Source organism: Actinomadura sp. 7K534 (genome assembly GCF_004348575.1).
Classification (GTDB): domain Bacteria; phylum Actinomycetota; class Actinomycetes; order Streptosporangiales; family Streptosporangiaceae; genus Spirillospora; species Spirillospora livida.
The window spans coordinates 1-25,004 of sequence record NZ_SMKB01000102.1; the positions used below are offsets into that span (position 1 = coordinate 1).

20 protein-coding genes are annotated in these 25,004 nt (G+C 71.2%); 12 read left to right on the top strand and 8 right to left on the bottom strand.

Annotation, left to right across the window (positions count from 1 at the left end):
- Positions 1–94: 94 nt before the first annotated feature.
- Both E1266_RS20320 and E1266_RS20325 read right to left on the bottom strand, forming a co-directional pair.
- Positions 95–724, bottom strand: a complete 630-nt coding sequence (locus E1266_RS20320) for a response regulator transcription factor (RefSeq protein ID WP_132049275.1) — start codon at positions 722–724, stop codon at positions 95–97.
- A 63-nt stretch (positions 725–787) separates the two neighbouring features.
- Positions 788–1,966 (bottom strand): ATP-binding protein, encoded by a 1,179-nt coding sequence (locus tag E1266_RS20325; RefSeq protein ID WP_132049277.1) that lies wholly within the window; start codon positions 1,964–1,966, stop codon positions 788–790.
- A gap of 255 nt (positions 1,967–2,221) precedes the next feature.
- Here E1266_RS20325 and E1266_RS20330 point away from each other — a divergent pair, with 255 nt between their 5' ends.
- From E1266_RS20330 to E1266_RS20340, 3 genes are all read left to right on the top strand, one after another.
- Positions 2,222–3,547 carry a PspC domain-containing protein gene (locus tag E1266_RS20330; protein WP_132049245.1) on the top strand — a complete coding sequence of 442 codons (1,326 nt, stop codon included), beginning with the start codon at positions 2,222–2,224 and terminating at the stop codon, positions 3,545–3,547.
- Positions 3,548–3,569: 22 nt separating this feature from the next.
- Positions 3,570–3,824, top strand: coding sequence for a hypothetical protein (locus tag E1266_RS20335; protein ID WP_132049247.1), 255 nt, complete (start codon positions 3,570–3,572; stop codon positions 3,822–3,824).
- A 72-nt stretch (positions 3,825–3,896) separates the two neighbouring features.
- The gene (locus tag E1266_RS20340; protein ID WP_132049248.1) at positions 3,897–4,595 is read left to right on the top strand and encodes a TetR/AcrR family transcriptional regulator; all 699 of its coding nucleotides are present in this window, start codon (positions 3,897–3,899) and stop codon (positions 4,593–4,595) included.
- Here E1266_RS20340 and E1266_RS20345 read toward each other — a convergent pair.
- The gene (locus E1266_RS20345) at positions 4,577–5,032 is read right to left on the bottom strand and encodes a cysteine dioxygenase (RefSeq protein WP_165966143.1); all 456 of its coding nucleotides are present in this window, start codon (positions 5,030–5,032) and stop codon (positions 4,577–4,579) included. The two genes, E1266_RS20340 and E1266_RS20345, sit on opposite strands and share 19 nt — an antisense overlap.
- Positions 5,033–5,268: 236 nt before the next feature.
- Here E1266_RS20345 and E1266_RS20350 point away from each other — a divergent pair, with 236 nt between their 5' ends.
- The 6 genes from E1266_RS20350 (at position 5,269) to E1266_RS20380 (ending at position 11,615) form a co-directional block, all read left to right on the top strand.
- Entirely contained in the window at positions 5,269–5,613 is a 345-nt protein-coding gene (locus E1266_RS20350) for a hypothetical protein (protein ID WP_132049250.1), read from the top strand.
- Positions 5,614–6,025: 412 nt separating this feature from the next.
- A complete protein-coding gene (locus tag E1266_RS20355; RefSeq protein WP_132049252.1) occupies positions 6,026–6,517 on the top strand; it encodes a (2Fe-2S)-binding protein in 492 nt (163 codons plus the stop codon).
- A 20-nt stretch (positions 6,518–6,537) separates the two neighbouring features.
- Entirely contained in the window at positions 6,538–8,937 is a 2,400-nt protein-coding gene (locus E1266_RS20360; protein WP_132049281.1) for a xanthine dehydrogenase family protein molybdopterin-binding subunit, read from the top strand.
- Complete coding sequence (locus E1266_RS20365) at positions 8,934–9,791, top strand: xanthine dehydrogenase family protein subunit M (protein ID WP_132049254.1); 858 nt, start codon at positions 8,934–8,936, stop codon at positions 9,789–9,791. The genes E1266_RS20360 and E1266_RS20365 overlap by 4 nt, the downstream gene beginning before the upstream one ends.
- A gap of 212 nt (positions 9,792–10,003) precedes the next feature.
- The gene (locus tag E1266_RS20375; protein ID WP_243718636.1) at positions 10,004–10,822 is read left to right on the top strand and encodes an SRPBCC family protein; all 819 of its coding nucleotides are present in this window, start codon (positions 10,004–10,006) and stop codon (positions 10,820–10,822) included.
- Positions 10,823–10,913: 91 nt separating this feature from the next.
- Positions 10,914–11,615, top strand: coding sequence for a class I SAM-dependent methyltransferase (locus E1266_RS20380; protein ID WP_132049260.1), 702 nt, complete (start codon positions 10,914–10,916; stop codon positions 11,613–11,615).
- A gap of 21 nt (positions 11,616–11,636) precedes the next feature.
- Here E1266_RS20380 and E1266_RS20385 read toward each other — a convergent pair whose 3' ends face one another.
- The 3 genes from E1266_RS20385 to E1266_RS20395 form a co-directional block, all read right to left on the bottom strand.
- Positions 11,637–15,233 carry a bifunctional glycosyltransferase family 2 protein/CDP-glycerol:glycerophosphate glycerophosphotransferase gene (locus tag E1266_RS20385; protein WP_132049262.1) on the bottom strand — a complete coding sequence of 1,199 codons (3,597 nt, stop codon included), beginning with the start codon at positions 15,231–15,233 and terminating at the stop codon, positions 11,637–11,639.
- 36 nt (positions 15,234–15,269) lie between these two features.
- Positions 15,270–18,713, bottom strand: a complete 3,444-nt coding sequence (locus E1266_RS20390) for a bifunctional glycosyltransferase family 2 protein/CDP-glycerol:glycerophosphate glycerophosphotransferase (RefSeq protein WP_132049264.1) — start codon at positions 18,711–18,713, stop codon at positions 15,270–15,272.
- A gap of 144 nt (positions 18,714–18,857) precedes the next feature.
- The gene (locus E1266_RS20395; protein ID WP_132049266.1) at positions 18,858–19,784 is read right to left on the bottom strand and encodes a hydrogen peroxide-inducible genes activator; all 927 of its coding nucleotides are present in this window, start codon (positions 19,782–19,784) and stop codon (positions 18,858–18,860) included.
- Positions 19,785–20,226: 442 nt separating this feature from the next.
- On the opposite strand from E1266_RS20395, the gene E1266_RS20400 reads away from it, so the two are divergent.
- Positions 20,227–20,781 (top strand): peroxiredoxin, encoded by a 555-nt coding sequence (locus tag E1266_RS20400; RefSeq protein WP_132049268.1) that lies wholly within the window; start codon positions 20,227–20,229, stop codon positions 20,779–20,781.
- Between the two features lie 131 nt (positions 20,782–20,912).
- Positions 20,913–21,455: a carboxymuconolactone decarboxylase family protein gene (locus E1266_RS20405; RefSeq protein WP_132049270.1), complete on the top strand. Its 543-nt coding sequence runs from the start codon at positions 20,913–20,915 to the stop codon at positions 21,453–21,455.
- Positions 21,456–21,537: 82 nt separating this feature from the next.
- Here the strand turns inward: E1266_RS20405 and guaA are convergent, their stop codons facing one another.
- Entirely contained in the window at positions 21,538–23,145 is a 1,608-nt protein-coding gene (guaA, locus tag E1266_RS20410) for a glutamine-hydrolyzing GMP synthase (RefSeq protein ID WP_132049283.1), read from the bottom strand.
- 216 nt (positions 23,146–23,361) lie between these two features.
- Here guaA and E1266_RS20415 point away from each other — a divergent pair, with 216 nt between their 5' ends.
- Positions 23,362–24,321, top strand: a complete 960-nt coding sequence (locus tag E1266_RS20415) for a zinc metalloprotease (RefSeq protein WP_243718641.1) — start codon at positions 23,362–23,364, stop codon at positions 24,319–24,321.
- Here the strand turns inward: E1266_RS20415 and E1266_RS20420 are convergent.
- Positions 24,309–25,004 (bottom strand): DNA alkylation repair protein (locus E1266_RS20420; RefSeq protein ID WP_132049274.1); only part of this gene is annotated, 696 nt, incomplete at its 5' end. The genes E1266_RS20415 and E1266_RS20420 overlap by 13 nt on opposite strands.

Below are 25,004 nucleotides of genomic sequence, written 5' to 3' on the forward strand. Positions count from 1 at the left end.
GGGGCGGATGGGAGACCCGCGGGTAGGCGCCCGGCTGTCCGGGCGCGGGGGGAGGATGAGTCATACCGAGACAGCGCCCGGACGGGGCCTGGTGTCACACGAGGCGGCGGGCGGCGGCCCAGCGGGAGAGTTCGTGCCGGTTGGAGAGTTGCAGCTTCCGCAGGACACTGCTCACGTGCGTCTCGACCGTCTTGACGGAGATGAACAGCTCCTTGGCGATCTCCTTGTACGCGTAGCCGCGGGCGATGAGGCGCAGCACGTCACGCTCCCGCTGGGTGATCTGGTCCAGCTCGGGGTCGACGCTGGGCGCGTCGGTCGCGGCGAACGCGTCCAGGACGAAACCGGCGAGGCGCGGCGAGAACACCGCGTCGCCCTCCGCCACCCGGCCGATCGCGTCCGTCAGCTCCGGGCCCGAGATCGTCTTGGTGACGTAGCCGCGCGCCCCGCCCCGGACGACGCCGATCACGTCCTCCGCCGCGTCCGACACCGACAGCGCGAGGAACTTCGACGGGACGGCGCCGTGCAGCCGCCGCAGCACCTCGATGCCCCCGCCGCCGGGTAGGTGCACGTCCAGCAGCACCACGTCCGGCCGCGTCGCGCGGATCACCGAGATCGCCTCGTCGACGTCGCCGGCCTCCCCGACGATCTCGACCGCGCCGCCGAGCTCGGCCTTGACCCCGGTCCGGAACATCTGGTGGTCGTCGACCAGCACGACCCTCTTCAGCGGCTCACTCACGTCCGCTCCTCCGCGGGGGGACGACCCCCCGCACCCCCCGGTTCGCTTCGCTCATGATTTCTTGATCTCCAATCGCACCTCGGTACCCTCGCCCGGCTCCGTGCGGACGGTGGCCTTGCCGCCGTTGCGCTCCATACGTCCGATGATGGACTCCCGGACGCCCATCCTGTCCTCCGGGACCTGGTCGAGGTCGAATCCCTCGCCGCGGTCGCGGACGAAGATGGCCACCTCGTCGCCCTCCACCTCGGCGTACACCGACACGACCGGGGCCCCCGCGTACTTGGCGGCGTTCACCATGGCCTCCCGCGCGGCCTGCAGCGCCGCGCGGAGGCCCTCGTCCAGGGGCGTGTCCCCCACGCAGACGATCTCGATCGGCACACCGTGGTCGTCCTCGACCTCGCCCGCCGTCTCCCGGATCGCGGCGGCGAACGTCTGGTCGGGGTCGGCGCGCGGCTGGTAGAGCCACGTCCGCAGCGTCCGCTCCTGGGACCGCGCGAGCCGCTGCACCTCGCGGGCGTCGGCCGCGTTCCGCTGGATGAGGGTCAGCGTGTGCAGCACCGAGTCGTGGATGTGCGCGGCCAGCTCGGCGCGCTCCTGGGACCGGATCCGCTCGTGCCGCTCGGCGTCCAGGTCCTGCCAGAGCCGCACCACCCACGGCGTCACGATCACCGCGACGCCGCTGAGGATGATCAGCATCGCGATGATGACGGACCCCGCCTGCGCGGCCTCGACGTTCTGCACCAGGACGCCGCCGACGCCGCCGACGACCAGCAGCAGGCCGAGCAGGCTGCGCAGCCACCGCTCCCGCAGCGGCAGCGTCCAGCGCTGCCGCTGGTCGCGGTCGGCCTGCTGCCACAGGATCGCGGCGCCGATGCCGCCTATGGCGAACGGCCACAGCGCCCACTGGACGACCCCCGCCGCGCCCCAGGGCAGCGCCGCGAGACCCAATGTGACCGCCACGTAGGCGAGCAGCTGGCCCCAGTCCCGGCCGCGCCTGCGGCCGGCCGCCCGCTCGTCCTTGCCGGGTGCGGGCACCAGGATCCAGAACGCGGCGTACGCGGCGATCCCCAGCCCGCTCGCCATCGTCAGCAGCACGAACGCCACGCGGACGACGAGGACGTCCACGCCGAGGTGCCCGGCCAGGCCGCGGCACACGCCGGCGATGAGCCTGCCCTCGGCGGTGCGCCCGAGCCGCGGCGCCGCGCGTGTCGCGCCCGCGTCACCCTCCAGGCGCCCGGGAGGCGCGGACGGCGGCGCGTCCGGCTGCCCGGGCGCCGCGCCGGGCGTCCCGGCCGTCTGTTCGGTCACCGCCGTCCCTTCCGAGGTTCCGCCGAGCCTTCGATCGGCGACTCCGATCGTCACACGCTTCGATCGTCACACGTGAGGGGCGCGGATCGCATCAGGGCCTCACCCGAGGTCCACCTCAGGGTCGGATCAGGGGCGTCCCGGATACCGTGCGCGGACGCGGCGGGCCACGATGGTGGCATGAGCGAGGATCGGGACGGCAGGAACGGCGGCGGCGTCAGGCACGGCGGCGCGGGGTACACCCGGCTGGCGCGCGACGGCGACCGCCGCGTGCTCGCCGGCGTGTGCACCGGACTCGGCCGCTACACCGGCATCGATCCCGTCGTCTTCCGCGTGGGGTTCGCGGTCCTGGTCCTCGCGCACGGGCAGGGCATCTTCCTCTACATCGTGGCGGCGCTGCTGATGCCCGCGAGCCCGGCGGAGTCGTCGCTCGCGGAGCAGTTCTTCAAGCGCTGGTTCGACGCCGCGGCCGTGCTGACCGTCCTCGGCGCGCTGCTGGGCGCGGGCGTCGCGTTCAGCATCGTCGGCGGCGCGCCCACCGACGCGATCGCCGTCATGGTGGTGTTCGGGCTGGTCCTGCTCGTCGCGCACTCGCGCGGCGTGGACCTGGTGGCCGCAGCGCGGGCGGTCCCCGAGCGGCTCTCCGGGCATCGGCCCGAGCCGTCCGCCGAGTGGACCCGGTCCGAGGACGTCACCGTCGGCAGCGTCTCCCTGTACAAGGACACCGCGGAAGAGCGGGAGGACGCCCCGTCCTGGGCGGGCCGCGACGGACTCCCCGAAGGCATGATCGACCTCGCCGCCTACGGCGCCGCGCACGCGGCCGCCCGGGACGAGGCGCTCTACGCGGAGGAGGCCGAGCCGGCCGGGAAGGCGCCCGCGAAGCACGAGGGCTGCGCGAAGTCGCCCGCCGCGACGATCACGCTGCTGGCCGCCATGGCGGCCGGCGCGGCGATGATCCCGGTCGCGCAGTCCTACGCCGCCCCGGGGTCCTGGCTGATCGTCATGGCGCCCGCGCTCGCGGTCATCGGGTGCGGCCTCGTCCTCGGCGGCTGGTTCCGGACGCGGGGGCTCGCCACCGCGGGCACCGTGCTGACGCTCGCCATGCTGACCACGGCCGCCACGGGCGAGTTGCCGCGCAACGCCGAGTACGGCGACGTGGAGTGGCGCCCCGTGGACGCCGCGCAGACCGGCCAGGAGTACAAGGTCGGCGTCGGGTCGGGGACGCTCGACCTGACCTCCCTGCCGGTCGCCGCCGGGCAGCGCGTCACGATCACCGCCGAGGTCATGCTCGGCGGGCTGGAGGTCATGGTGCCGCCCGCCGCGCGCGTGATGGTGGACGCCAGGATCACCCTCGGCGACCTCCGCGTCGGCAGCAGGACGACCAGCGGCCCGAACGTCCGCAGCACCGAGGTCATGGAGCCCGAGGCGAGACCGGGTGACGACCCGCCGGTGATCGTCCTGCGGATCCGCGGGAAGATCGGCGACGTGGACGTGCGCCGTGGCTGAGCGGCGCGGAACGGAGAGCGGCATGACCGGGACGGGCGCCACCGGGACGGGCACCACAGGGACGGGCACCACAGGGCGGCCGCGGCACCGGTTCGACCCCGCGGGCCCCGTCACCGGGCTGTTCTTCCTCGTCCTCGCGGGTCTTTTCCTGGCGGAGGGCCTGTCCGACGAGCGGGTGCTGGCGCCCGAGGTCATGGCGCCGGTGGTGCTGATCGGGCTCGGCCTCGTCGGGATCGTCCGCGTCCTGACCCGCTCGCGCCGCCGCCACCTGCGCTGACCCTGCCGTCCCCGGCCGCCGCGACCGGGCAGTAACCTGACCTCGAGGGCAGGGGATCAGAGCGAGGTCAGGATGTCAGGTCAGCCCGGCACGCCCGAGACGAGCGGCACCGACGTGCTGCCCGGCTCCCGCTCCGCGCTGGACCCCGGCCGCGCCATCAAGCCCGGCCGGCACGGCCTGTCCCCGGAGACCGTCGCCGGCATCCAGCGCGAGCGGCTGATCGACGCGTTCGTCCAGGTCGTGTCGGACCGCGGGTTCGCCCACACGACGATCGGCCGGGTGACGGAGGCCGCGGGCGTCACGAAGAAGACCTTCTACGCGCACTTCACCGACCTCGACGACTGCTTCCTCGCCGCCTACTGGCGCGGGATGGACATCCTGCTCGCCCGCATGACGGAGGTCTACGAGGCCGCGCCGACCTGGCCGGACGGCATCCACGCCGCGCTGCGCACCATGCTCGCCGTCCTCGCCCGCGAGCCCCGGTTCGCGCGGGCCTCGCTGGTCGAGGTGAACGCCGCGGGCCCGCGGGTCCGGCAGGCGCGCATCGACAACCTCACCCGGTTCCGCGCGTTCTTCGCGGCGCCGTCCCTGCCGCCCGTCCCGGTCGCGGTGGTCGACGCGATCGTGGGCGGCATCTACAGCGCGATACACGTCCAGACGGAGACGGGCGAGACGGACGAGCTGCCGTCGCTGCTGCCGTCCCTCACCTACTTCGTGCTGCTCCCCCTGGTCGGCCGCGAGGCCGCGTCGCCCTACCTGTCGGAGACCTGACCCGGCGCGGCCCACGCAGGCCCGGGCCCCCCGGCGTGCAGGCTGACCGCGAATGCCGGGCCGGGGTTGGTCAGCGCGTTCGGCGACTCGCCGTCCGCCGCCGTGCCATGCACCCGGACGCGGTTGGCGCGCAGCGGCCGCTCGGTCACCCCGGACTCGGCGATCACCACCTCCGCCAGCTCCCCCGCGAGCAGCGTGCTGACCCGCCCGCGGACGGGCCCGCCGTGGCCGGGCGGCCAGGTCGTGAGCCACACCCGGTCGTCGAGCCGGACGTGGACCGGCCGGTCGGCGTCGAATCCGACGAGCCGCCACCACTCGGCGGGACGTCCGGCGACTTCCCGGACGAGGGCGGCGAGCTGCCCGACCGTGGGCGGGTGCGCGGTGATCGCGCGGCCGTGCGGATCTTCCTGGCCGCGCATGGTGAGATCGGGAACCACGGAAAAGGTCCTTCGGGTATGTGTGTCGGCTGGCAGGGGCGAGGTTCAGCGACAACACGAAGGACACAGCGCGCTGGCCACGCGGCCGAGGGCCACGGGGCTGTCGAGGAGGACTCGCGCTGGCATGCGTACAAGCAGACACTCGGTGACCGAGGGTTGTCAAGCCGCACACCGGGAGTCCACCCGGAATCCGCCCGGTCACTCCCCGGCGCCGAGCGCGTGGCACCATCGTCCGCGTGGAACGCGCACACGCCGGGATAGGGATCGCCGTCTCGCTGGGGCTCTGCCTGGTGCTGCCCGGCTGCTCGGACGGTGAAGAGGAGCGCAGGGCCGACTGCGCGAAGATCTCGTCGGCCCTCTCGGCCACGGCGGACCCCAGCGCGGAGCAGGTTCTGGAAGCCCTGCGCAAGGTCCGCCCCGGCCTGGAGGACGACGAGATCGCCGAGCACGTCGACACCGTCATCGCGTCCGGCGCCAAGGATCTCGCCTCGGACGGCAAGGCGGAGATGTCGGACGACGAGGCCCTCCGCTTCGCCGAGGCCGCCGAGCGGATCCGCGACGCCTGCGGCCTCAGCGGCTGAGGACCAGGTACGCGATCCAGGTGAGGACGAGGGTCACCGCCAGCGACCCCAGGCACCCCAGTCGGGACGAGAAGATGAACATACGCCGCACCTACCCCGGAATCTCCGGTTCTCGCCTGCTCGATGCCGGTCCGTGACGGGTAGGCGGTAAAGCGGCCCGCGACGCCCGCCGACGACGGCATCGTCGGGCCCGGGACGCGGCCGGTGCTGCATCGCGTGCAAATGCGGCCATCGTTCGCTCAGACGGTGGTAAATAACCGACGCCGGGGGCTAGTACGCAATTCAACCGCGGCATAGGTTCATATGGTCGCCTTCCACGGAGGTGGGCCCCGATGACGTGGCCAGACCAGCGCGCCCCACCCGGGGGATGTCTCTTCCCGAGTCCACCCCGAGACGTCCCTGGGAGAAACGCATGCCACGTATCCGTGTCGAGGTCGATGGCGCGACGTACGAAGACGATGTCGAGCCGCGCCTCCTTCTGGTCCACTACCTGCGCGAACGACTGGGGAAGGTCGGCACCCCGGTCGGATGCGACACCAGCAACTGCGGAGCCTGCACCGTCCTGATGGACGGGATGAGCGTGAAGAGCTGCTCCGTTCTCGCCGTCCAGGCGGACGGCAGCGACGTGACGACCGTCGAGGGCCTCGGCATCGACGGCACGCCCCATCCGATGCAGCGGGCCTTCCACGAGGAGCACGCGCTCCAGTGCGGCTACTGCACGCCCGGCATGATCATGGCGTCTCTCGACCTGCTGCGGGAGAACGCCGACCCGTCCGAGGACGAGGTCAGGGACGGGCTGGAGGGGAACCTGTGCCGGTGCACGGGCTACCAGAACATCGTCAAGGCCGTCCGGCGCGCCGCCGGCGAGATGCGCGACCCCGCAGAGCAGGAGGTGACGCCGTGACCGTCCAGGAGGGCGACGCCGTGACCACGCAGGAGGTCGGCTCCCCGCGCAAGCGGTCGGAGGACGCCCGGCTCATCACCGGACGCACCCGGTGGACCGACAACATGACGCCCGCGGGGACGCTGCACATGGCGTTCGTGCGGAGCCCCCACGCGCACGCGAGGATCACCCGCGTCGACACGTCGCAGGCCAAGGGCCGTCCCGGGGTCGTCGCCGTGTTCAGCGGTGCGGACCTCGCCGAGGAGCAGGGCTCCCTGCCCTGCGCCTGGGTCGTCACCGAGGACATGAAGCACCCCGAGCACCCGCCGATGGCGGTGAACGAGGTCCGGTACGTCGGTGAGCCCGTGGCGTGCGTCGTGGCCCGCGACAAGTACGCGGCCGTGGACGCGCTGGAAGAGATCGACATCGATTACGAGCCGCTGCCGGCCGTGGTCGACATGGACGCCGCCCTGGCCGACGACGCCGACCTGGTCCACGAGGACCTTGGGACGAACAAGTCCTACACGTGGGTGTTCGAGAACGGTGATCTGGACGCCGCGATGAGGGACGCCCCCGTCGTCATCGAACGCGAGTACATCCAGCAGAGGCTCATCCCCACGGCCATGGAGCCGCGCTCGGTTCTGTGCGTCCCGGAGGACGAGGACTACACGCTGTACTCGGCCACGCAGATCCCGCACATCCTGCGGCTGATGCTGGCCACCGTCACCGGAATCCCCGAGCACCACCTCCGGGTCGTCGCACCGGACGTGGGCGGCGGGTTCGGGTCCAAGCTGCAGGTGTACGGGGAGGAGGTCCTCGCGCTGCTGATCGCCCGCAGGCTCGGCCGCCCGGTCAAGTGGACGGAGTCGCGCAGCGAGGGCAACATGACCGTCCACCACGGGCGGGACCAGATCCAGCGGCTCACGCTCGCCGCCGAGCGCGACGGGCGGATCCGCGGCCTGAAGGTGAACCTCCTCGCCGACATGGGCGCGTACCTCATGCTCGTCACGCCGGGCATCCCGCTGCTGGGCGCGTTCATGTTCAACGGCATCTACAAGATGGACGCCCTCTCGTTCACGTGCACGGGGGTCTTCACAACGAAGACGCCCACGGACGCGTACCGGGGGGCAGGCCGTCCGGAGGCCACGTTCGCCATTGAACGGCTGATGGACGAATTGGCCGCCGAACTTGGCATCGACCCCATCGAGGTACGGCGCCGCAACTGGATCGCGCACGAGGAGTTCCCGTACGAGACGATCGCCGGCCTCACCTACGACACAGGTAACTACGAGGCTGCGACGGACAAGGCGCTGGAGCTGTTCGAGTACGACAAGCTCCGCGCCGAGCAGGCCGACCGCCGTGAACGGCAGGATCCGGTGCAGCTGGGCATCGGGGTGTCCACGTTCACCGAGATGTGCGGTCTGGCTCCGTCGCGGGTGCTGGGCTCGCTGTCCTATGGCGCGGGCGGCTGGGAGCACGCCTCCGTGCGCGTACTGCCGTCCGGCAAGGTCGAAGTGGTCACCGGGTCGTCTCCGCACGGCCAGGGCCATGCGACGGCGTGGGCGCAGATCGCCGCCGACCGGCTCGGTGTCCCGTGGGAGGACGTGAAGGTCCTGCACGGCGACACGGCGATCTCGCCCAAGGGCATGGACACGTACGGTTCGCGTTCCCTCGCCGTCGGCGGGGTCGCCCTGTACTCGGCCTGCGAGAAGGTCGTCGACAAGGCGCGGAAGGTCGCGGCGCATCTGCTGGAGGCGTCCGAGCAGGACCTCGACTTCAGCGGCGGGCGGTTCAGCGTCCGCGGCGTCCAGGAGGAGGGCAAGACGCTCCAGGAGGTCGCGCTGGCCGCCTTCGCGGCGCACGACCTGCCGGAGGGAATCGAACCCTCGCTGGACTCCGACGCCACGTTCGACCCTGAGAACTTCTCCTTCCCCCATGGCACGCACCTGTGCGCGACCGAGGTCGACACAGAGACCGGGATGGTGAAGATCCGCAAGTACGTGGCCGTGGACGACGTCGGCACCGTCGTGAACCCGCTCATCGTGGAGGGCCAGGTGCACGGCGGCCTGGCGCAGGGCATCGCGCAGGCCCTGTACGAGGAGGCCGTGTACGACACGGAGGGCAACCTGACCACGACCACGATGGCCGACTACCTCATCCCGTCGGCCGCGGACCTGCCCGCGTTCACGACCGACCGCACCGAGACGCCCGCGACGTCCAACCCGCTGGGCGTGAAGGGCGTCGGCGAGGCCGGCACCATCGCCTCGACCCCCGCGGTCGTCAACGCGATCGTGGACGCGCTGCGCCCGCACGGCGTGAACGACGTGCAGATGCCCTGCACGCCGGAACGCGTCTGGCGCGCGCTGCGCGGAGAAGCGAGACCGCGGGCCGCCGAACCCGGCGCCGGCGGCGGACTCGGCTCGGCCGGAGGTGACCAGTGATCCCCGCGACGTTCGACTACACGCGGCCCGCCTCGGTGGACGACGCCGTCCGGGCGCTGTCCGACGCGGGCGAGGACGCGAAGATCCTCGCCGGCGGGCAGAGCCTGATGCCGCTGCTGCGGATGCGGCTCGCCTACCCCGACGCGCTCATCGACGTCGGCCGGATCGGCGCGCTGCGCGAGATCCGGGACGAGGGCGACGCGCTCGTCATCGGCGCGATGGCCACGCACCACGAGGTGATCCGCGACCCGCTGGTGCGCGAGCACCTCCCGCTGATCGCGCGGGCGACCGAGACGGTCGCCGACCCGGCCGTCCGGCACCGGGGCACGTTCGGCGGGTCGATGGCGCACGCCGACCCGGCGGGCGACCTCCCGGCCGTCGCGCTGGCGCTGGACGCGGTGTTCCTCGTCCGCTCCGTGCGCGGCGAGCGGGAGATCCCGGCCGCGGACTTCTTCGTCGACTGGATGACGTCCGCGATGGAACCGGACGAGCTGCTCGTGGGCGTGCGGGTGCCGAAGCTGGGGTCCGGCTGGGGCGTGCACTACGAGAAGTTCCACCGGACGGCCCAGGCGTGGGCGATCGTGGGCGTCGCCTGCGCCGTCCGCCGCAACGGCGACGGGGTCGAGGAGGCGCGCGTCGCGCTCACCAACATGGGCCCGGCGCCCGTCAGGGCGAGCGCGGTGGAGACGGCCGTCAGCGGGCGGCCCGCGTCGGAGGACGTGTATCGCACCGCGGCGGCGCAGGCCGCCGCGGGCACCGAGCCGCCGGCCGACCTGCACGGGTCGTCGGAGTACCGCGCCCACCTGGCGACGGTGCTCACCGCCCGCGCGTTGAGCGCGGCGACCGGCGCCTGACGCCGGCCGGCCTGTCGAGGCAGGACCGGCCCAGGTCCGTGCGGCCGGGTCCCCGGGTGCGGGGACCCGGCCGCATGGACCCCCCGCCCGCCGGGTAGCGGGCGGGTAGCATCGCAGGTCCCGGGCCGGGACCGGCGGGGCCCCTCTGGCGACGGAACGGGCGCCCGCCGTAAGGTCGCGGGCAAGGTCTCCGGACGATAAGGACATTGATCATGGAACTCGACCACGATTTCACCGTCCCCGTACCGGTGGATCAGGCATGGTCGGTGCTGCTCGACGTGGAGCGCGTCGCCGCGTGCATGCCCGGCGCGACCCTCGACTCGGTCGAGGGCGAGGAGTTCAAGGGCCGGATGAAGGTGAAGGTCGGCGCGATGACCATCACCTACCGCGGCTCCGCGCGCATCGTGTCGGCCGACGAGTCGTCCCGCACGGTGACGATGGAGGCGTCCGCGAAGGAGGCCCGCGGCTCGGGGACGGCTGCCGCGACCGTCCAGGCGAAGCTGATCGACGAGGGCGGCACGACCCGCGTGACCGTGCACACCAAGCTGAACGTGACGGGACGTCCTGCGCAGTTCGGGCGCAACATCCTGTCCGAGGTCGGCTCCAAGATCATTTCCCGGTTCGCCAAGGCGCTGGAGGAGGAGCTGGAGTCGTCCGGCACGGACTCGTCCGGCACGGACTCGTCCGGCGCCGGGGCCGAGGGCGCGGCCGGAGCGGCGGAGGCCGAGACCGGGGCCGGCGCCTCCGTCACGGAGATCACGCCGGAGAGCGCCGCCGCGCCCGCGGCTCCCGAGGCGTCCGAGGCTTCCAGCGCGCCGGAGGCCCCGGCCGAGCCGCAGACCGCCGCCGCGCCCGCGGCGAAGCGGGAGCGGCCGCTGCGGGTCGCGCGGGAGGACGACGCGATCGACCTGCTGGAGGTCGCCGGGCCGTCGGTCGCCAAGCGGGCCGTCCCGGCGGTCGGCGGGCTGGTCGGGCTGCTGGTGGCGTTCCGGCTGCTGACCCGGCGCCGCCGCAGGCGCAGGAAGCGCTGACGTCGGGGCCGGGTCAAACGCCGGTCAACGATCCGCCGCCGGACGGCGGCGTCGGTGGAACGCTCCGCCGCCCATGCCGTCGGCTTGTCATGTGGACACCATCGAGCTCCAGCGGATCGCGCGCATCGAGAACGACAACTGGTGGTACCGCGAGCGCCGCGAGATCCTGTCCGCGGAACTGCTGCGGTTCAGCGTGCCGGGGAACGCCGTCGACATCGGGGCGGCGGCCGGTACGGGTTCGCGGGTCCTCGCCGAGCACGGCTGGCAGGCCACCGCGATCGACCTGAGCCCGGACGCCGTCGCGCTGGCGCGCGCGCACGGCGTGGAGGCGTACGTGGGCGACGCGCGCTATCTGCCGCTCCCGCCGCGCGAGTACGACCTCGCGCTGGCCCTGGACGTGCTTGAGCACATCGAGGAGGACGCGCGGGCGGCGGCCGAGATCACGCGGGTGCTGAAGCCGGGCGGGGTCGCGCTGGTGTCCGTCCCGTGCGACATGGCCCTGTGGTCGGCGCACGACGTCGCCCTCGGGCGGGTCCGCCGGTACACCCGCCAGGCGCTCGCGGAGCTCGTCGAGGGCGCCGGGCTGGTGCTGGAGCGGGTGTGGAGCCGGGGCCTCCTGCTCCGGCCGTTCCTGCGCCGCCTGAGGCACCGGACGGCGCGCCGCGAGGACCTGGCGCCGCTGCATCCCCTCGCCAACGAGGCGCTGCGCCTCACCGCCGCGCTGGAACGCCGCCTCCCGCCGTGCTCGTGGCCGGGCACCTGGCTGTTCGCCCGCGCCCGCCGACCCGGCTGACCCCGCCCCCGGGGCGCGGGGTCACCTCGTCCCGAAGACGTGGTCGACGACCCGGGCGGACGCCTGCCCGTCTTCGTGCGGGCAGTACTTCACGAAGAAGCGGTCGTAGGCGTCGGCGTAGCGGTCCTCGCTGCCGGGCGCCCGCTCGACCGCCTCGGCGACCTCGGCCGAGGTCGTGACCACCGGGCCGGGCGCCTCGGCCTCCAGGTCGACGTAGAAGCCGCGCACATGGTCGCGGTAGCGCTCCAGGTCGTAGGTGTAGAAGACGATCGGCCTGCCCAGGATCGCGTAGTCGAACATCGCGGACGAGTAGTCGGTGACGAGCACGTCCGCCGCCATGTACAGGTCGGCGATGTCCGGGTACCGGGAGACGTCGACGACGAAGCCGTCCATCGCGGTGTCGTCCCGATCGGTGATGAGGGGATGCGTGCGCAGAAGCAGAACGTGGTCGTCGCCTAGGGCCTGGCGCATGGTCTCCAGATCCAGCTCTAGGGAGAACCCGTGGCTGCCCAGCGCGTGGTTCCGGTCGTCCCGCCAGGTCGGCGCGTAGAGGACGGTCTTCTTGCCGTCGGGGATCCCCAGGCCCTTGCGGATGCGGGTCCCGATGCTCTCCCACTCGGGCGTGCTCAAGATGTCGTTGCGCGGATATCCCGTCTCCAGGACCTCGCCCTCGTACCGGAAGGCGCGGCGCATGGTCTGCGTGGCGAACGGGCTCGGGGACAGCAGCAGATCCCACCGCGACACCTCCCGTTCCACCTGGTCGAGCCGTTCGGTGTGCCGGTAGGGCATGTCCCTCAGGTCGTGGGCGAGGCGCTTCAGCGGCGTGCCGTGCCATGTCTGGACGTAGGTCTGGCCGTCGCGCTTGGCGTACCACGGCGGCATACCGGAGTTGGTGACGACGTAACGTGCGCGCGCGAGGAGGCGGTAGTGCTCGCGGCTTCCCGCCTGGACCGTGCGGGCCTTCCCGTCCACCGCGAACTGGCCGTCGCGGGACACCCACACGCACTCCAGGTCCGGCTTGCGCCGGGTGAGCTCCTCGTAGACGGCCCTTGGGTTGCAGCTGTACTGGGAGCCTTCGTGGCTGTCGAACACGGCGATGTCCGTGAGCGGGCTGCGCAGGTACACGGGGTAGTCGCGCTGCTGGAGGAGCCGTTGCGCGTGACCGCCGCGCTCGTCGTCGTCCAGCGCGGGACGGCTGTGCAGCACCAGCGCGTCGGTCTGGTGGACGCCGACCTCGAAGACGTGCGTCGCGACCTGCCTCCGTCCGGGCAGCTCCGGGATCGACTCGCGTTCGGCCACGACGGCCACCTCTCCGGCGCGCGTGCCCGCGAGGAGGTCCCAGGTTCCGCTGCGCAACGGGACGTCCGTCCCGAACAGGGCCATCGTCGCCGGGGTGAACGCGGCGGTGAAGCGGTGGCCGTCCCAGGTGACGGGAACGCGGTGCCGGTCCCCTGACCGGTGGCGCCGCAGGACGAAGTGGCCGGGCCGCTCCTCTGGGTCCGCGAATTCGCCGGTGAGGGTGAGGAGCCCGTGGCCGTCCCACTCGGCCGCGGTCACCACCGGCCGGGCGCAGCGCTCCACGCCGCGCAGGTTGCCGAACGCCGTGCGGGTGAGGGCGATCTCCCGGCCGCCGCCCGAAGGCGCCGGGAGGGCGTACCGGGCCGGGAGGACGTTGCTCGCGACGGTGAGCCTCAGCGGGCCGCCTTCGCCGGTCAGCCTGATGTCCCAGTCGACGGCGTCCAGGACGTGCGCGAGGTAGGCCGGCCCGTGCCCGTCGTCGTCGGCGTCGTCGTCGGCGGCTACGTCGGCGGAGACCAGGTCCTTCAGCGGCAGCGTCGCCTTGAAGTCGAACCCGGTGCCCTCCGCCATGCGCAGCGCGGCCGACTGCCGCAGGGTCACCCGGCCGCGGATCTCCGCGTTCCCATGTCTGCGCGTCGCGACCAGGGCCGCGTCGGCGCCGAGGGCCCTCCTCGTCCAGCCGGTCAGCTCCAGGCGGTCGCCCTCGCAGCGCATCCCCGTGAGGACGGCCTTGGCGCGCTTGACGTGGACGACGAACACGTCGTCGTCGCCCGCTGCCGGCTGTACCGCCACGTGCTCGTCCACCTGGCGCGCCGCCGTCCACCGCACGGCCGGCTCCAGCGCCGTCAGCCGCTGCACGGCCTTCCGCCCGGCCGTCGTCACTTCGGCGTACAGCTCGTAGGTGGCCGTCCGCCACTCGTCGCCGTCCAGCAGGAACTCGGGCTCCACCCGCACGGAGAACCCGGACCAGTCGTAGGACACCGATGACTGGTCGGACTGGGCGGTGGCCTCCGTGCAGAGGATCCGTTCCACCGGCAGCCGGATCTCCTTGCCGGTCTTGACGTCACGCATCCAGGCGCGGATGCGGGAATCCGTCACCGCGGACACGTCAAGCCGGTCGAAGTAGGCGTGCCCCTCCACGATGAGCGTGTCGACGTCCCACTCCACACGGTCGACGTCCGCCCACAGGAGCATCTCGTCGGTGACGTCGTACATCTCCTCCGGTATGGCGCGTTCCACATCGTCGAAGTAGGGGTAGCGGGCGTACCAGCGCTGCCGGATCCGGCCGCGCCGCACGAGCGGGACGTCCCGCACCCCCTCCTCTTCCTCGAAGCGGAGGACCTCCAGGAGTTCGGCCAGCATCCGCTCGCCGAGCAGGTGGGTCTGCAGCCGCCTGATCGACGCCAGCCGGTCCGCCGCGGACTTGTCGGCCACAGCGACGACCTCGGCTCCAAGCTCGACCAGGCGTTCCCGTTCCTCCCAGGAGGCCCCGCGCAGGGCGAGCACCAGCGCGCGGACGTCGAGGTCCAGCGCGTACATGTCGTGGACGGCCAGAAGCTCCGGTGCGTTCTCCTCGACGAACTTCCGCACCATCGCGAGGGTGGCCATCCGTTCGGTGATGTCCGTCGGCTCGTCACGCACCCGAGCCGCCGTTCCCGGACGCTCACGCCAGTAGTAGACGGTCGTGTCGAGCACATCCACGGAGGACGCCAGGACATGGGTCTGCATGGCCGTGAGCAGCATGGCCGTGGGCGCGTCGAGGGTCGTCGGCACCTTGAAGCCGTACGCGTCCCAGAACGCGCGCCGGAACACCTTGTTGCACACCATCCTGTCCTGCAGGAGGGCAGGGTGACGGGTCGCGTCCGTCGCCTTCAGTGTCATCGCGTAGGGCACGGTGTGCAGGGGCGACTGCCGCACCTGCGTCCCGTCCAGGCACATGACGTTCCCGCCGGCGAGGTCCGCCCCGGTCGACTCCAGGGAGCCCACCATCAGCTCGTAGGCGTACGGGGGCAGGGTGCCCTTGCTGTCGGCGAAGGCGAGGTACCGGCCGTTCGCCTGCTGGACGCCGGTGTCCCCGGCCGACATCCCGCCGGACGGCTGGATCAGCGTGAAGCGGTCGTCGCGCTCCGCGAACTCCTTGGCGACGACCGGTCCGCCGTCGTTCGACCCGTCGTCCACCATGAGCACCTCCAGGGCGCGCATGCTCTGGCGGGCGAGGGACTCCAGGCAGCCGGCGAGGTGCCCCTCGGCGTTGCGGAAGGGCACGACGACGCTCAGCTGGGGTGTGCGGGTCTGGGGTGAGCTTGTCTGGGGTGACACGAGCGGCTCCGTGATGGGGTGGTCCGTGGTGGGGTGTCAGTGGGCGGGCTGGAGGACCCGGTCGAGCACACGGGAGGCGGCGTGGCCGTCGTCGTGCGGGCAGTACCGGGCGGCGAAGGACGCGCGCGCGTCCCGGAACCCCGCGTCGAGCGCGGCGGGCTCGCGCAGGGCCTCGACGACCTCGCGCGAGGTGCTCAGGAGCGGCCCGGGGGCCTCCGCGTCGAAGTCGAAGTAGAAACCGCGCACGTGGTCGCGGTAGCGCTCCAGGTCGTAGGTGAAGAACACCATCGGGCGGCCGGTGACGGCGAAGTCGAACATGGACGACGAGTAGTCCGTGACCAGCACGTCGCTGATGAGGAACAGTTCGGAGATGTCGGGGTAGAAGGACACGTCCATCACGCAGTCGCCCGGCCGGAGCTTCGGGCGGTCGGTGACGAGGTAGTGGGTGCGCAGCAGGAGGACGTGGTCGTGCCCCAGCGCGGCCCTGAACCGGTCTATGTCGAACTCCAGGCGGAACGAGCGCCTGCCGACCGCGTAGCCCGCGTCGTCCCGCCACGTCGGCGCGTACAGCACGACCCGCTTCCCCTCGGGGATGCCGAGCCGCCGCCGCACGGCCGCCGCGATCTCCTCGCGGTGCGGGCTGTTCAGGATGTCGTTGCGCGGATAGCCGCTCTCGAAGACCGGCCCGTCATAGCGGAACGCGCGCCGGAACAGCGGGACGGAGAACGCGTTCTGGGTGAGGAGCAGGTCCCAGTGGGCGACGTCGTAGTCCATCCAGTCGCGGCCCTGGGGACGCTTGTACGGCATCTCCTTGACGTCGTATCCGATTTTCTTCAGCGGCGTCCCATGCCAGCACTGCACATAGATCTGGTCGTCGCGCTTGGCGAACCACTCCTTCTGCGACCAGTTGCCGAAGATGTAGCGGGCGCGGGCCAGCGCCTCGTAGTACTCCCGCGTACCGGCCAGGACGGTCCGTGCACCCGAAGGACGGCCGAACTGGCCGTTCTGCGTGATCCACACGCACTCCAGGTCGGTTTCGCGCCGCCGGAGCTCGTCGAAGATGCCGCGCGGGTTGCACGAGTACTGGCGCCCCCGGTAGGCGTCGAACACCGCCAGGTCACGCACGGGCAGGTTGAGGTGGCGGCGGTAGTGCCCGGACCTTATGCGGCTCTGCGCGTAGGCTCCGCGCTCGTCATCGTCCAGGGCCGTCTCTATGCGGAGCTGCAACCGGTCGGTCTTGTGGGTGACGACCGTGATCCTGTGCAGACCTGCCTCGAACGGCTCGGGCAGTTCGCGGAGGGTGTGGCGCCTGATGACGACCGGTTGCTCCTGCCCCGCGAGGACCACGAGGATTTCCCAGCGACCGGCGATGAGGGGACGGGACAGGCCGAGCACCGGCATCCGCGCAGGGGAGAACGACGCCGTGAACCGGTCGCCTTCCCAGTGCAGCTTGACCGCGTGCTCCTCGGACGACCGTCGCCGCCTCAGCATCACCGTGTCGGGCCGTCCCGCCGCTTCTGTGCACGACCCCGCCAGGTGGAGGGCGCCATCGGGCGACCAGGACACCTCGTCCACGGCCAGCGTCCGTCCGCGGACGACCAGACGGAGCGTGCTGCGCCGCGTCCTGGCGAGTTCCACCTCCCCGCCCGGAATGGAGAACGCGGTGCCCGCCGGATCCTCGTCCAGGTAAGGCTTGACCTCGCCCGGGAGGGTGACGTCCCAGTCGCCGGGGCGCCTGGCCAGCCCGCCGACCGGCAGCCTGGCCCGGAACGCGCCGTTCCCGGCCGGCTCGATCCGCCCGGTGACCGTGCCGCGCCCCGTCCGCGGCACCGCGGCGACGCCCGGCTCGTCGCCGAGCGGAGTGCGGCTCCAGCCGTCCAGGCACAGCTCGCCGCGCTCCAGATGGCCGCCGACGACGGCCGCGGGCGTCCGCCGCACCTGCACCACGAACCGGTGCCTGCCCGCCACGCCCTGGACGAGCACGCCGGGCGCGCACTCCCGGTCGTCCGGCCACTGGCGGCCGGCGAGCCGCGGGTTCGCGAACGTCGTCCTGCGCCGCAGCCCCCGGTTGACGATCTCGACGCACGGCACCCAGTCGACGTCCCGCCAGCGCCCGAGCACCTTCAGCGACGCCGGGTCGATGTCCGCGACGAACCCGGACCAGTCGTAGGAGACCGCCGACTGCCGCGACCGCGCGGTCACGTCCGGCCTGCGGACCCGCGTCACCGGCAGCCGCATCAGCCCGCACCGGTTCGACGCCACAAGCCACACCCGGATCCGCGAACCGTCCTCGGTCGAGGAGTCCAGGTGACGGATGTAGGCGTGCCCCTCAAGGCGGAGCCGCCCGTCCACCCACGCGGCCCGGTCGATCGCGGCCACTGGCCTCAGCTCGTCGGTCACGTCGTACACGTGCAGCGGGACGGCGCGCTCCTCGTCCTCGAAGAACGGGAACTCCGCATACCAGCGGTGCCGCATCCCCCGCCGCACCCTGGGCGCGTCCACCGGTCTCCGGAGATGCGCGTAACGCATCACTTCCAGCAGCTCGGGCAGCATCCCGCGGCCGAGGAGGTGCACCTGGAGGCGCGTCATGGCGGGAAGCCGCTTCAACACGCGCTGGCTAATGTGCTGCGCCAGTTCCGCGCCCATCTTGACGAGTTCCTCGCGATGGGCCTCCTGCGTCCTCGGCAGTGCCTCGAACAGGGTGTGGAGCTCGATCTCCACCAGAGCGTGCTCGTCGTAGGCGTGCAGGAGGTTGGGCGCGTAGCCGGCCAGGGCGTCACGCAGTACACGCGCGGACGCCAGACGCTGGGTGATGTTCTCCCGGTCGTAGCGGTCCTCGGTGATGGAGCCCGGCCGCTTACGCCAGTAGTAGACCGTGTCCTTCAGGACGTCCACGGAGCGGGCCAGCGCATGTGCGCGCACAGTGACGGGCGGGTCCTCGTAGAAGCCTGTGGGGAACTCAAGGCCCGCGCGCTCCCAGAAGTCGCACCGGTACACCTTGTTCCACGACGTCCTGTCGCGCATGAGCACCGGCTTGGCCGACACGTGCGTCTTGGTGCTGGACTCGGTGAACACACCTTCGTGCAGAGGCGACTGCCATTTGCGGTCGTCCTCCATCCGCATGACGTTCCCCGCCGCGATGTCGGACCCCGTCCGCTCCAGGGAGCCGACCAGCCGCGCGTAGGCTTCGCGGTCGACCACGTCGTCGGCGTCGGCGAACGTGAGGTACTCCCCACGCACCTGCCGAACACCCGCGTTGCGCGCCGAACCGGGGCCCTCGTTGTCCCGCGTCACCAGCCGGAACCGCGTGTCCCGGGCGCACATCTCCTTCGCGATCACGGCGCCGTTGTCGGTGGACCCGTCGTCCACCAAGATGACCTCGAGGTCGCGCAGCGTCTGACCGGCCAGCGACTCCAGGCACTCCCGCAAGAACTCCTCGGTGTTGCAGAACGGCACGACGACGCTGAGCTTCGGGGACATGGGGCCTCCTCCTCGCCCCACGAGCATGGTGACGCGGCGCCACCACATGAACACGCATCGCTATTGCAAGGCCGTCCGCTGACCCAGACTTGACCTCGCCTGGGTACGCGTTTACGGTCCGCTGAACGTCCGTCCGGGGCGGTCCTAGGCGGTCCGCACGCCCGGTGCCACTCCCGAGTCGGCGACCGCCTCGCGGATGCTCGCGGCCAGTACCTCGAACTCGTGCGCGCGCGGGGACGTCGACCGGAACCCGAGCCCTATCCGCCGGAACGGCGCCGGGGCGGCGAACCGGTGCACGCGCAGATCCGGCGCCCGGCGCGTCTCCACCTCCAACGCGGTCTCCGGTACGAGCGTCACCCCCAGACCGCCCGCCACGAGCTGGACGAGCGTCGCGAGGCTCGTCGCATAGGTGGCGGCAGCGCGCGCCCCCACGTCACGGCAGACGTCCAGGGCCTGATCCCGTAGGCAATGCCCCTCGTTAAGCAGGATCACGTCCAGGTCGTTCAACGCCTCCCGCGAGACCTCGTCTTCGACCTGGAAGCCCGCGGGGGCGACGAGCGCGAAGTCCTCGTCGTACAGGACGAGTTCCGTCACGCCGGCCGTGGCCACGGGCAGCGCCAGCAACACCACGTCGAGGCGCCCTGCGAGCAGTTCCGCGACGATGTGCCCGGTCTTCTCCTCGCGCACCGAGAGCTCCAGGGACGGGAACTCCTTGGCGACCCTAGGCAGCACGACAGGCAGCAGATAGGGCGCGACAGTCGGGATCACACCCACCCGGAGCTGCCCCACGAGCGGCCCTTGGACGGCCCTGACGTCGTCCACCAGCCGGTCGAGTTCCGCCAGGACGACCTCCGCCCGCCGCGCGACGCGCTCCCCCGCGGGCGTCAGCAGCACTCTCCGCGTCGTCCGCTCGACCAGCCGCGTGCCCAGGCTCTCCTCGAGCGCGGCCACCGCCGCCGACAGCGCGGGCTGGCTCATCCGCAACGCGGCGGCCGCATCCCGGAAATGCAGATGCTCCGCGAGCGCGGAGAACGCCCGCAACTGCGCAACCGTCGGTCTGTTGATCGCCATCCCGGCCGGAATAGTACCGAGGATTAATCACACACAGTGACAAAACGCAGGTCATAGCGGGGTGGCATTCCCCACAGTGCACGCAGGACCCCGCTCAAGGCCCTCGCCCGTGACGCGCCCTGGGCGAACGCCTTCTTGCCGAAGGAGAGCAGGGGCCGTCTACACTTGCCCAACACGGAGGGTGATGTCTGTTTTGGGCGGGTCGATGTGATTTACATCTACCCGACGACGGGACATCACCCGGGAAGTTCCTCATCGTCGCTGGTCAACAGGGTTTTCTGTCAATTGATAAGCGATGTCTATCAATCGGTTGCGATACATCGATTTCTCTTCTCAACGAGACTGCGGCACGCTGAGTGACATCGGCCGCCGAGGTGGAAGACCCGCGGCCCTCCCACGCCTCCACGCGGAGGCGACCCACTCTCGTGACGAAGGAGCATGCGTGCTTACTGTCGGTGACCAGTTCCCCGAGTACGAGCTCACCGCCTGCGTCTCGCTGGACCCGGACAACGCGTTCGAGACGATCAACCACAAGTCCTACGAGGGCAAGTGGCGCGTGGTGTTCTTCTGGCCGAAGGACTTCACTTTCGTCTGTCCGACCGAGATCGCCGAGTTCGGCCGCCTCAACGAGGACTTCGCCGACCGCGACGCCCAGGTGCTGGGCGCGTCCGTCGACAACGAGTTCGTGCACTTCGCCTGGCGCAAGGACCACCCGGACCTTCGCGACATTCCGTTCCCGATGATGGCGGACCTCAACCGGGAGCTGTCGTCCGAGCTCGGCATCCTCACCAAGGACGGCGTGGCGCAGCGTGCGACGTTCATCGTCGACCCCAACAACGAGATCCAGTTCGCCATGGTGACCGCCGGTTCCGTCGGCCGGAACGTCAAGGAGGTCCTGCGGGTCCTGGACGCGCTCCAGAGCGACGAGCTGTGCCCCTGCAACTGGAACAAGGGCGAGGAGACCCTCGACGCCACCAAGCTCCTGGCCGGGGTGTGACGCACCGCGTCGCCACGCGCTTGGAACGTTCCCTCCCCATCCGCCGGGCGGCGGCCGCATCACGGTGACCGCCCGGCACCGCGGCCGGCCGCCGCGCGCGGCCGGCCGTCCGCAGGAAAGGACACATGATCATGAGCGTTGACGCCCTGAAGGGCGCCCTGCCCGCCTACGCCAAGGACACCAAGCTCAACCTGGGCTCGCTGACGTCCACCTCGCAGCTCACCGACCAGCAGCTCTGGGGGACGGTGCTGGCCTGCGCCTACACCACGCGGAGCGCCACCGTCATCCGCGAGCTGGCCGAGGAGGCCGGCGACCACCTGTCCGCCGAGGCGTTCGAGGCGGCCAAGGGCGCCGCGTCGATCATGGCGATGAACAACGTGTACTACCGCGCCACCCACCTGATCGGGGACGAGACGTACGCCACGCTTCCCGCCAAGCTCCGGATGTCGATCATCGGGAAGCCCGGCGTGGACAAGGTCGACTTCGAGCTGTGGTGCCTGGCCGTCTCGGCGATCAACGGCTGCGGGCGGTGCCTGGAGTCCCACGAGAAGATCGTCCGTGCGGCCGGCCTGTCCCGCGAGCTGGTGCAGGAGGCCCTGCGGATCGCGGCGGTCGTCAACGCGACGGCCGCGACCCTGGAGGCCGAGGCCGCACTGGCCCCCGCCACCGTCTGACTCCGCCGCATACGTGAGGCCCGGGTGCGATCCGCACCCGGGCCTCACGTTTGTCTTGGGCGAGGTCATGACCAGGCCGGGGTCACTCCCATTCGATGGTGCCGGGGGGCTTGGACGTGATGTCCACGGTGACCCGGTTGATCTCGCGGACCTCGTTCGTGATGCGCGTGGAGATCCGCTGCAGCACCTCGTAGGGAAGCCGTGCCCAGTCGGCGGTCATGGCGTCCTCGCTGGTGACGGGACGCAGCACGATGGGGTGACCGTAGGTGCGTCCGTCACCCTGCACGCCCACCGAACGGACGTCTGCCAACAGGACCACGGGGAACTGCCAGATGTCGCGGTCGAGCCCGGCGCTCGTCAGCTCTTCGCGTGCGATGGCGTCCGCGTCGCGGAGGATGTCCAAGCGGTCGCGGGTGACGGCACCGATGATGCGGATACCGAGGCCAGGGCCGGGGAACGGCTGGCGCCACACGATCTCGGACGGCAGGCCGAGCTGTTCGCCGAGTGCGCGGACCTCGTCCTTGAACAGGCTCCGTAGCGGCTCGATGAGCTTGAACTGGAGGTCGTCCGGGAGGCCGCCCACGTTGTGGTGTGACTTGATGTTGGCCGCACCCGTGCCGCCCCCAGACTCGACGACGTCCGGGTAGAGGGTGCCCTGGACGAGGAACTCGACGGGCTCGTCCGCCTCCGGCGAGCCGTCCTGGGGGGTCGCCCCAGAGGTGCCGGCGACGATCTCGCGGGCCGCCTCCTCGAACACCCGGATGAACTCCCGTCCGATGATCTTCCGCTTCTCCTCGGGGTCGGTGACGCCGTCGAGGGCGGCGAGGAAGCGGTCCTGCGCCTCCACCACGTGCAGGTTCACGCCGGTGACGGCGACGAAGTCCTTCTCGACCTGCTCCGGCTCACCCTTGCGCAGCAGCCCGTGGTCGACGAACACGCAGGTCAGCTGGTCGCCGATGGCGCGCTGGACGAGCGCGGCGGCGACGGCCGAGTCCACGCCGCCGGACAGCGCGCAGATCGCCCGCTTGTGCCCCACCTGCTCCCGGACGGCCGCGATCGACTCGTCCGCGATGTTCACCATCGTCCAGTTCGGACGGCAGCCGGCACCCTCGTACAGGAAGCGCCGCAGGAGCTCCATCCCCTGCTCGGTGTGCATGACCTCCGGGTGGAACTGGACGCCGAAGAAACCGCGCTCAAGGTCTTCCATGCCCGCGACAGGGGTCACGTCGGTGGAGGCCGTGACGGTGAAGCCGGACGGGGCGCGGCTGACGTAGTCACGGTGCGACATCCACACCGCCTGCTCATGCGGCAGGCCCGCGAACAGCATGCCGGGCGAGGACACGGTCACGGTGGTGCCGCCGTACTCGGCGACATCGGAGTTCTCGACCGTCCCGCCCAGGGCCTGGGCCATCACCTGGTGGCCGTAGCAGATGCCGAACGTGGGCACCCCCAGGTCGAACAGCCCTTCCGGCGCTATCGGCGCGCCCTCCGCGTACACCGACGCAGGGCCGCCCGACAGGATGATCGCTTTCGGGCGCCTGGCGAGCATCTCCTCCGCCGGCATGGTGGACGGCACGATCTCGCTGTACACATGGCACTCGCGGACACGCCTCGCTATGAGCTGCGCGTACTGCGCGCCGAAGTCGACGACGAGAACGGTGTCAAAGGACTGGTCTGCGGCCACCAACAAAGCCTTTCGCACGGCCGGAAGGGTCTCTCCAGTCTACGGGGAGCCGCAGGCTGCGCCGCTGCGCACCTCACCCGTCCATCACGTAGGGCAATCGACCGATAACGGTCAGCTTCCATTTACCCGGACCACACTCCCGCCTCGGCGCCACTCTGGTACCTCTTGATGACGCCCTGTGTTCGCATGGCTCCCGTCCGCGACGTCCTCCATAGGAGTGCCGTGAAGTTGCTCGCAGCCGCCGCCCTGATCGCCGCGTTCGTCCCCGCCCTGGCCGCACCGCCCTCATCCGTGCCGGCGGCCGGCGCGTCCCACGGGACCGCACGGCTGGACGACTGCACGCACGCGCACGAGCACGCCGACGCGCGGCTGCGGCGCCCGGGAGGGCACGCGGGGGACCGCAGCGAGTTGACGCCCGCGGAGGCCGCGACCGTCGAGCAGCGCCTCAACCGGATACTGCGCTCGCTGGGCTTGGGCCCGGCCGACGAGCCGACCGGTGAGAACCTCCGCGCCAAGCAGCGGATCAGCATTCCGGTCCACTTTCACGTGCTGCACGACGGCGCCAAGGGCAACCTGTCCGACGCGATGGTGCAGAGCCAGGTCAAGACGCTGAACGACTCCTACGGTGGGCGGAACGGCGGCGCCGACACGCAGGTCTCCTTCAGCCTCAGCGACGTGACCCGCACGGACAACGCGGCCTGGTTCAACGACCCCGAACGTAACGAGGCGACGTACAAGCCGAAGCTGCGCAAGGGCGACAAGGCCACGCTGAACCTCTACAGCGCCAACATCGGCGGGGATCTGCTCGGCTGGTCGACCTTCCCATGGAAGTACACGTCCGAGCCCACGATGGACGGTGTCACGATCCACTACGGCAGCATGCCGGACGGCCACATCACCAACTACAACAAGGGATTCAGCGCCACGCACGAGGTCGGCCACTGGCTCGGGCTCTACCACACGTTCCAGAACGGCTGCCTCGGCGAAGGCGACCGCGTCGCGGACACCCCGGCCGAGCGCGACCCCACGAACGGCTGCCCGACCGGCAAGGACACCTGCCCCTCCCCAGGCGCCGACCCGGTGCACAACTACATGGACTACAGCTACGACACGTGCATGACGTCCTTCACCGCCGGCCAGGGCGCCCGTATGCACAAGGTGTGGGCGGCCTACCGCCGCTGAGCCGCCAGGAGCCGTCCGGCGTCCTCTTCGGGAAGGTGCCGGACGGCCTCCCGGATCGTCACACCCGAGATGACCCCGACGCGGGCTTCCACCCACCCCGTCACCCAGGCCGCGTTCTTCTTGGACAACTCCCTTAGCACCCACCCAAGGGCCTTGCGGATGAAGAACTCACGCTCGCCTATCAACGCGTCCCCGAACCGGCCGATCCTCGCCAGATCGGGTTCCCCGACCCGCACTCCCGCGAGCAGAGCCAGCATCGCGGTGCGCCGTATCCACATGTAGGTGTCGCCGACCCACGCGTCCAGCACAGTCCCCTGTTCGGGGTACCGGATGACCAGCTTGCCGACGACCTTCTCCGCGAGGTTGTCCACATAGACCCAGCTGGCCGAGTCCCGGACGAACCGCTCGGTCACCACCAGATCACCGGGCTCCAGCAACGCCACCCGCTTGACGAGCACTTCAATGGCCGCCACCCGAGCCTCATGGACCGGCCGCCCATCCTCCGTAACGCTCCAGAGCCCCTCAGCCAGCGCAATCACTTCGCCCCGCGCGAGCTCACCCCGCACCGCCGAAACGGCCGCTTTCCGCACCGCAGGCACCGGCACGCCGAAATGCACGAAGTCGCTCTTCAAATACCGCCGCTCATTAACCGCCCGCTCCGATTCCCCCAGTCCCCGCAACTC

Bases quoted from the DNA above. Each gene is read 5' to 3' on its own strand.
- E1266_RS20330 (WP_132049245.1), top strand. From the start codon at position 2,222: ATGAGCGAGGATCGGGACGGCAGGAACGGCGGCGGCGTCAGGCACGGC.
- E1266_RS20335 (WP_132049247.1), top strand. From the start codon at position 3,570: ATGACCGGGACGGGCGCCACCGGGACGGGCACCACAGGGACGGGCACC.
- E1266_RS20340 (WP_132049248.1), top strand. From the start codon at position 3,897: ATGTCAGGTCAGCCCGGCACGCCCGAGACGAGCGGCACCGACGTGCTG.
- E1266_RS20355 (WP_132049252.1), top strand. From the start codon at position 6,026: ATGCCACGTATCCGTGTCGAGGTCGATGGCGCGACGTACGAAGACGAT.
- E1266_RS20375 (WP_243718636.1), top strand. From the start codon at position 10,004: ATGGAACTCGACCACGATTTCACCGTCCCCGTACCGGTGGATCAGGCA.
- E1266_RS20390 (WP_132049264.1), bottom strand. From the start codon at position 18,713: ATGTCCCCGAAGCTCAGCGTCGTCGTGCCGTTCTGCAACACCGAGGAG.
- E1266_RS20395 (WP_132049266.1), bottom strand. From the start codon at position 19,784: ATGGCGATCAACAGACCGACGGTTGCGCAGTTGCGGGCGTTCTCCGCG.
- E1266_RS20405 (WP_132049270.1), top strand. From the start codon at position 20,913: ATGAGCGTTGACGCCCTGAAGGGCGCCCTGCCCGCCTACGCCAAGGAC.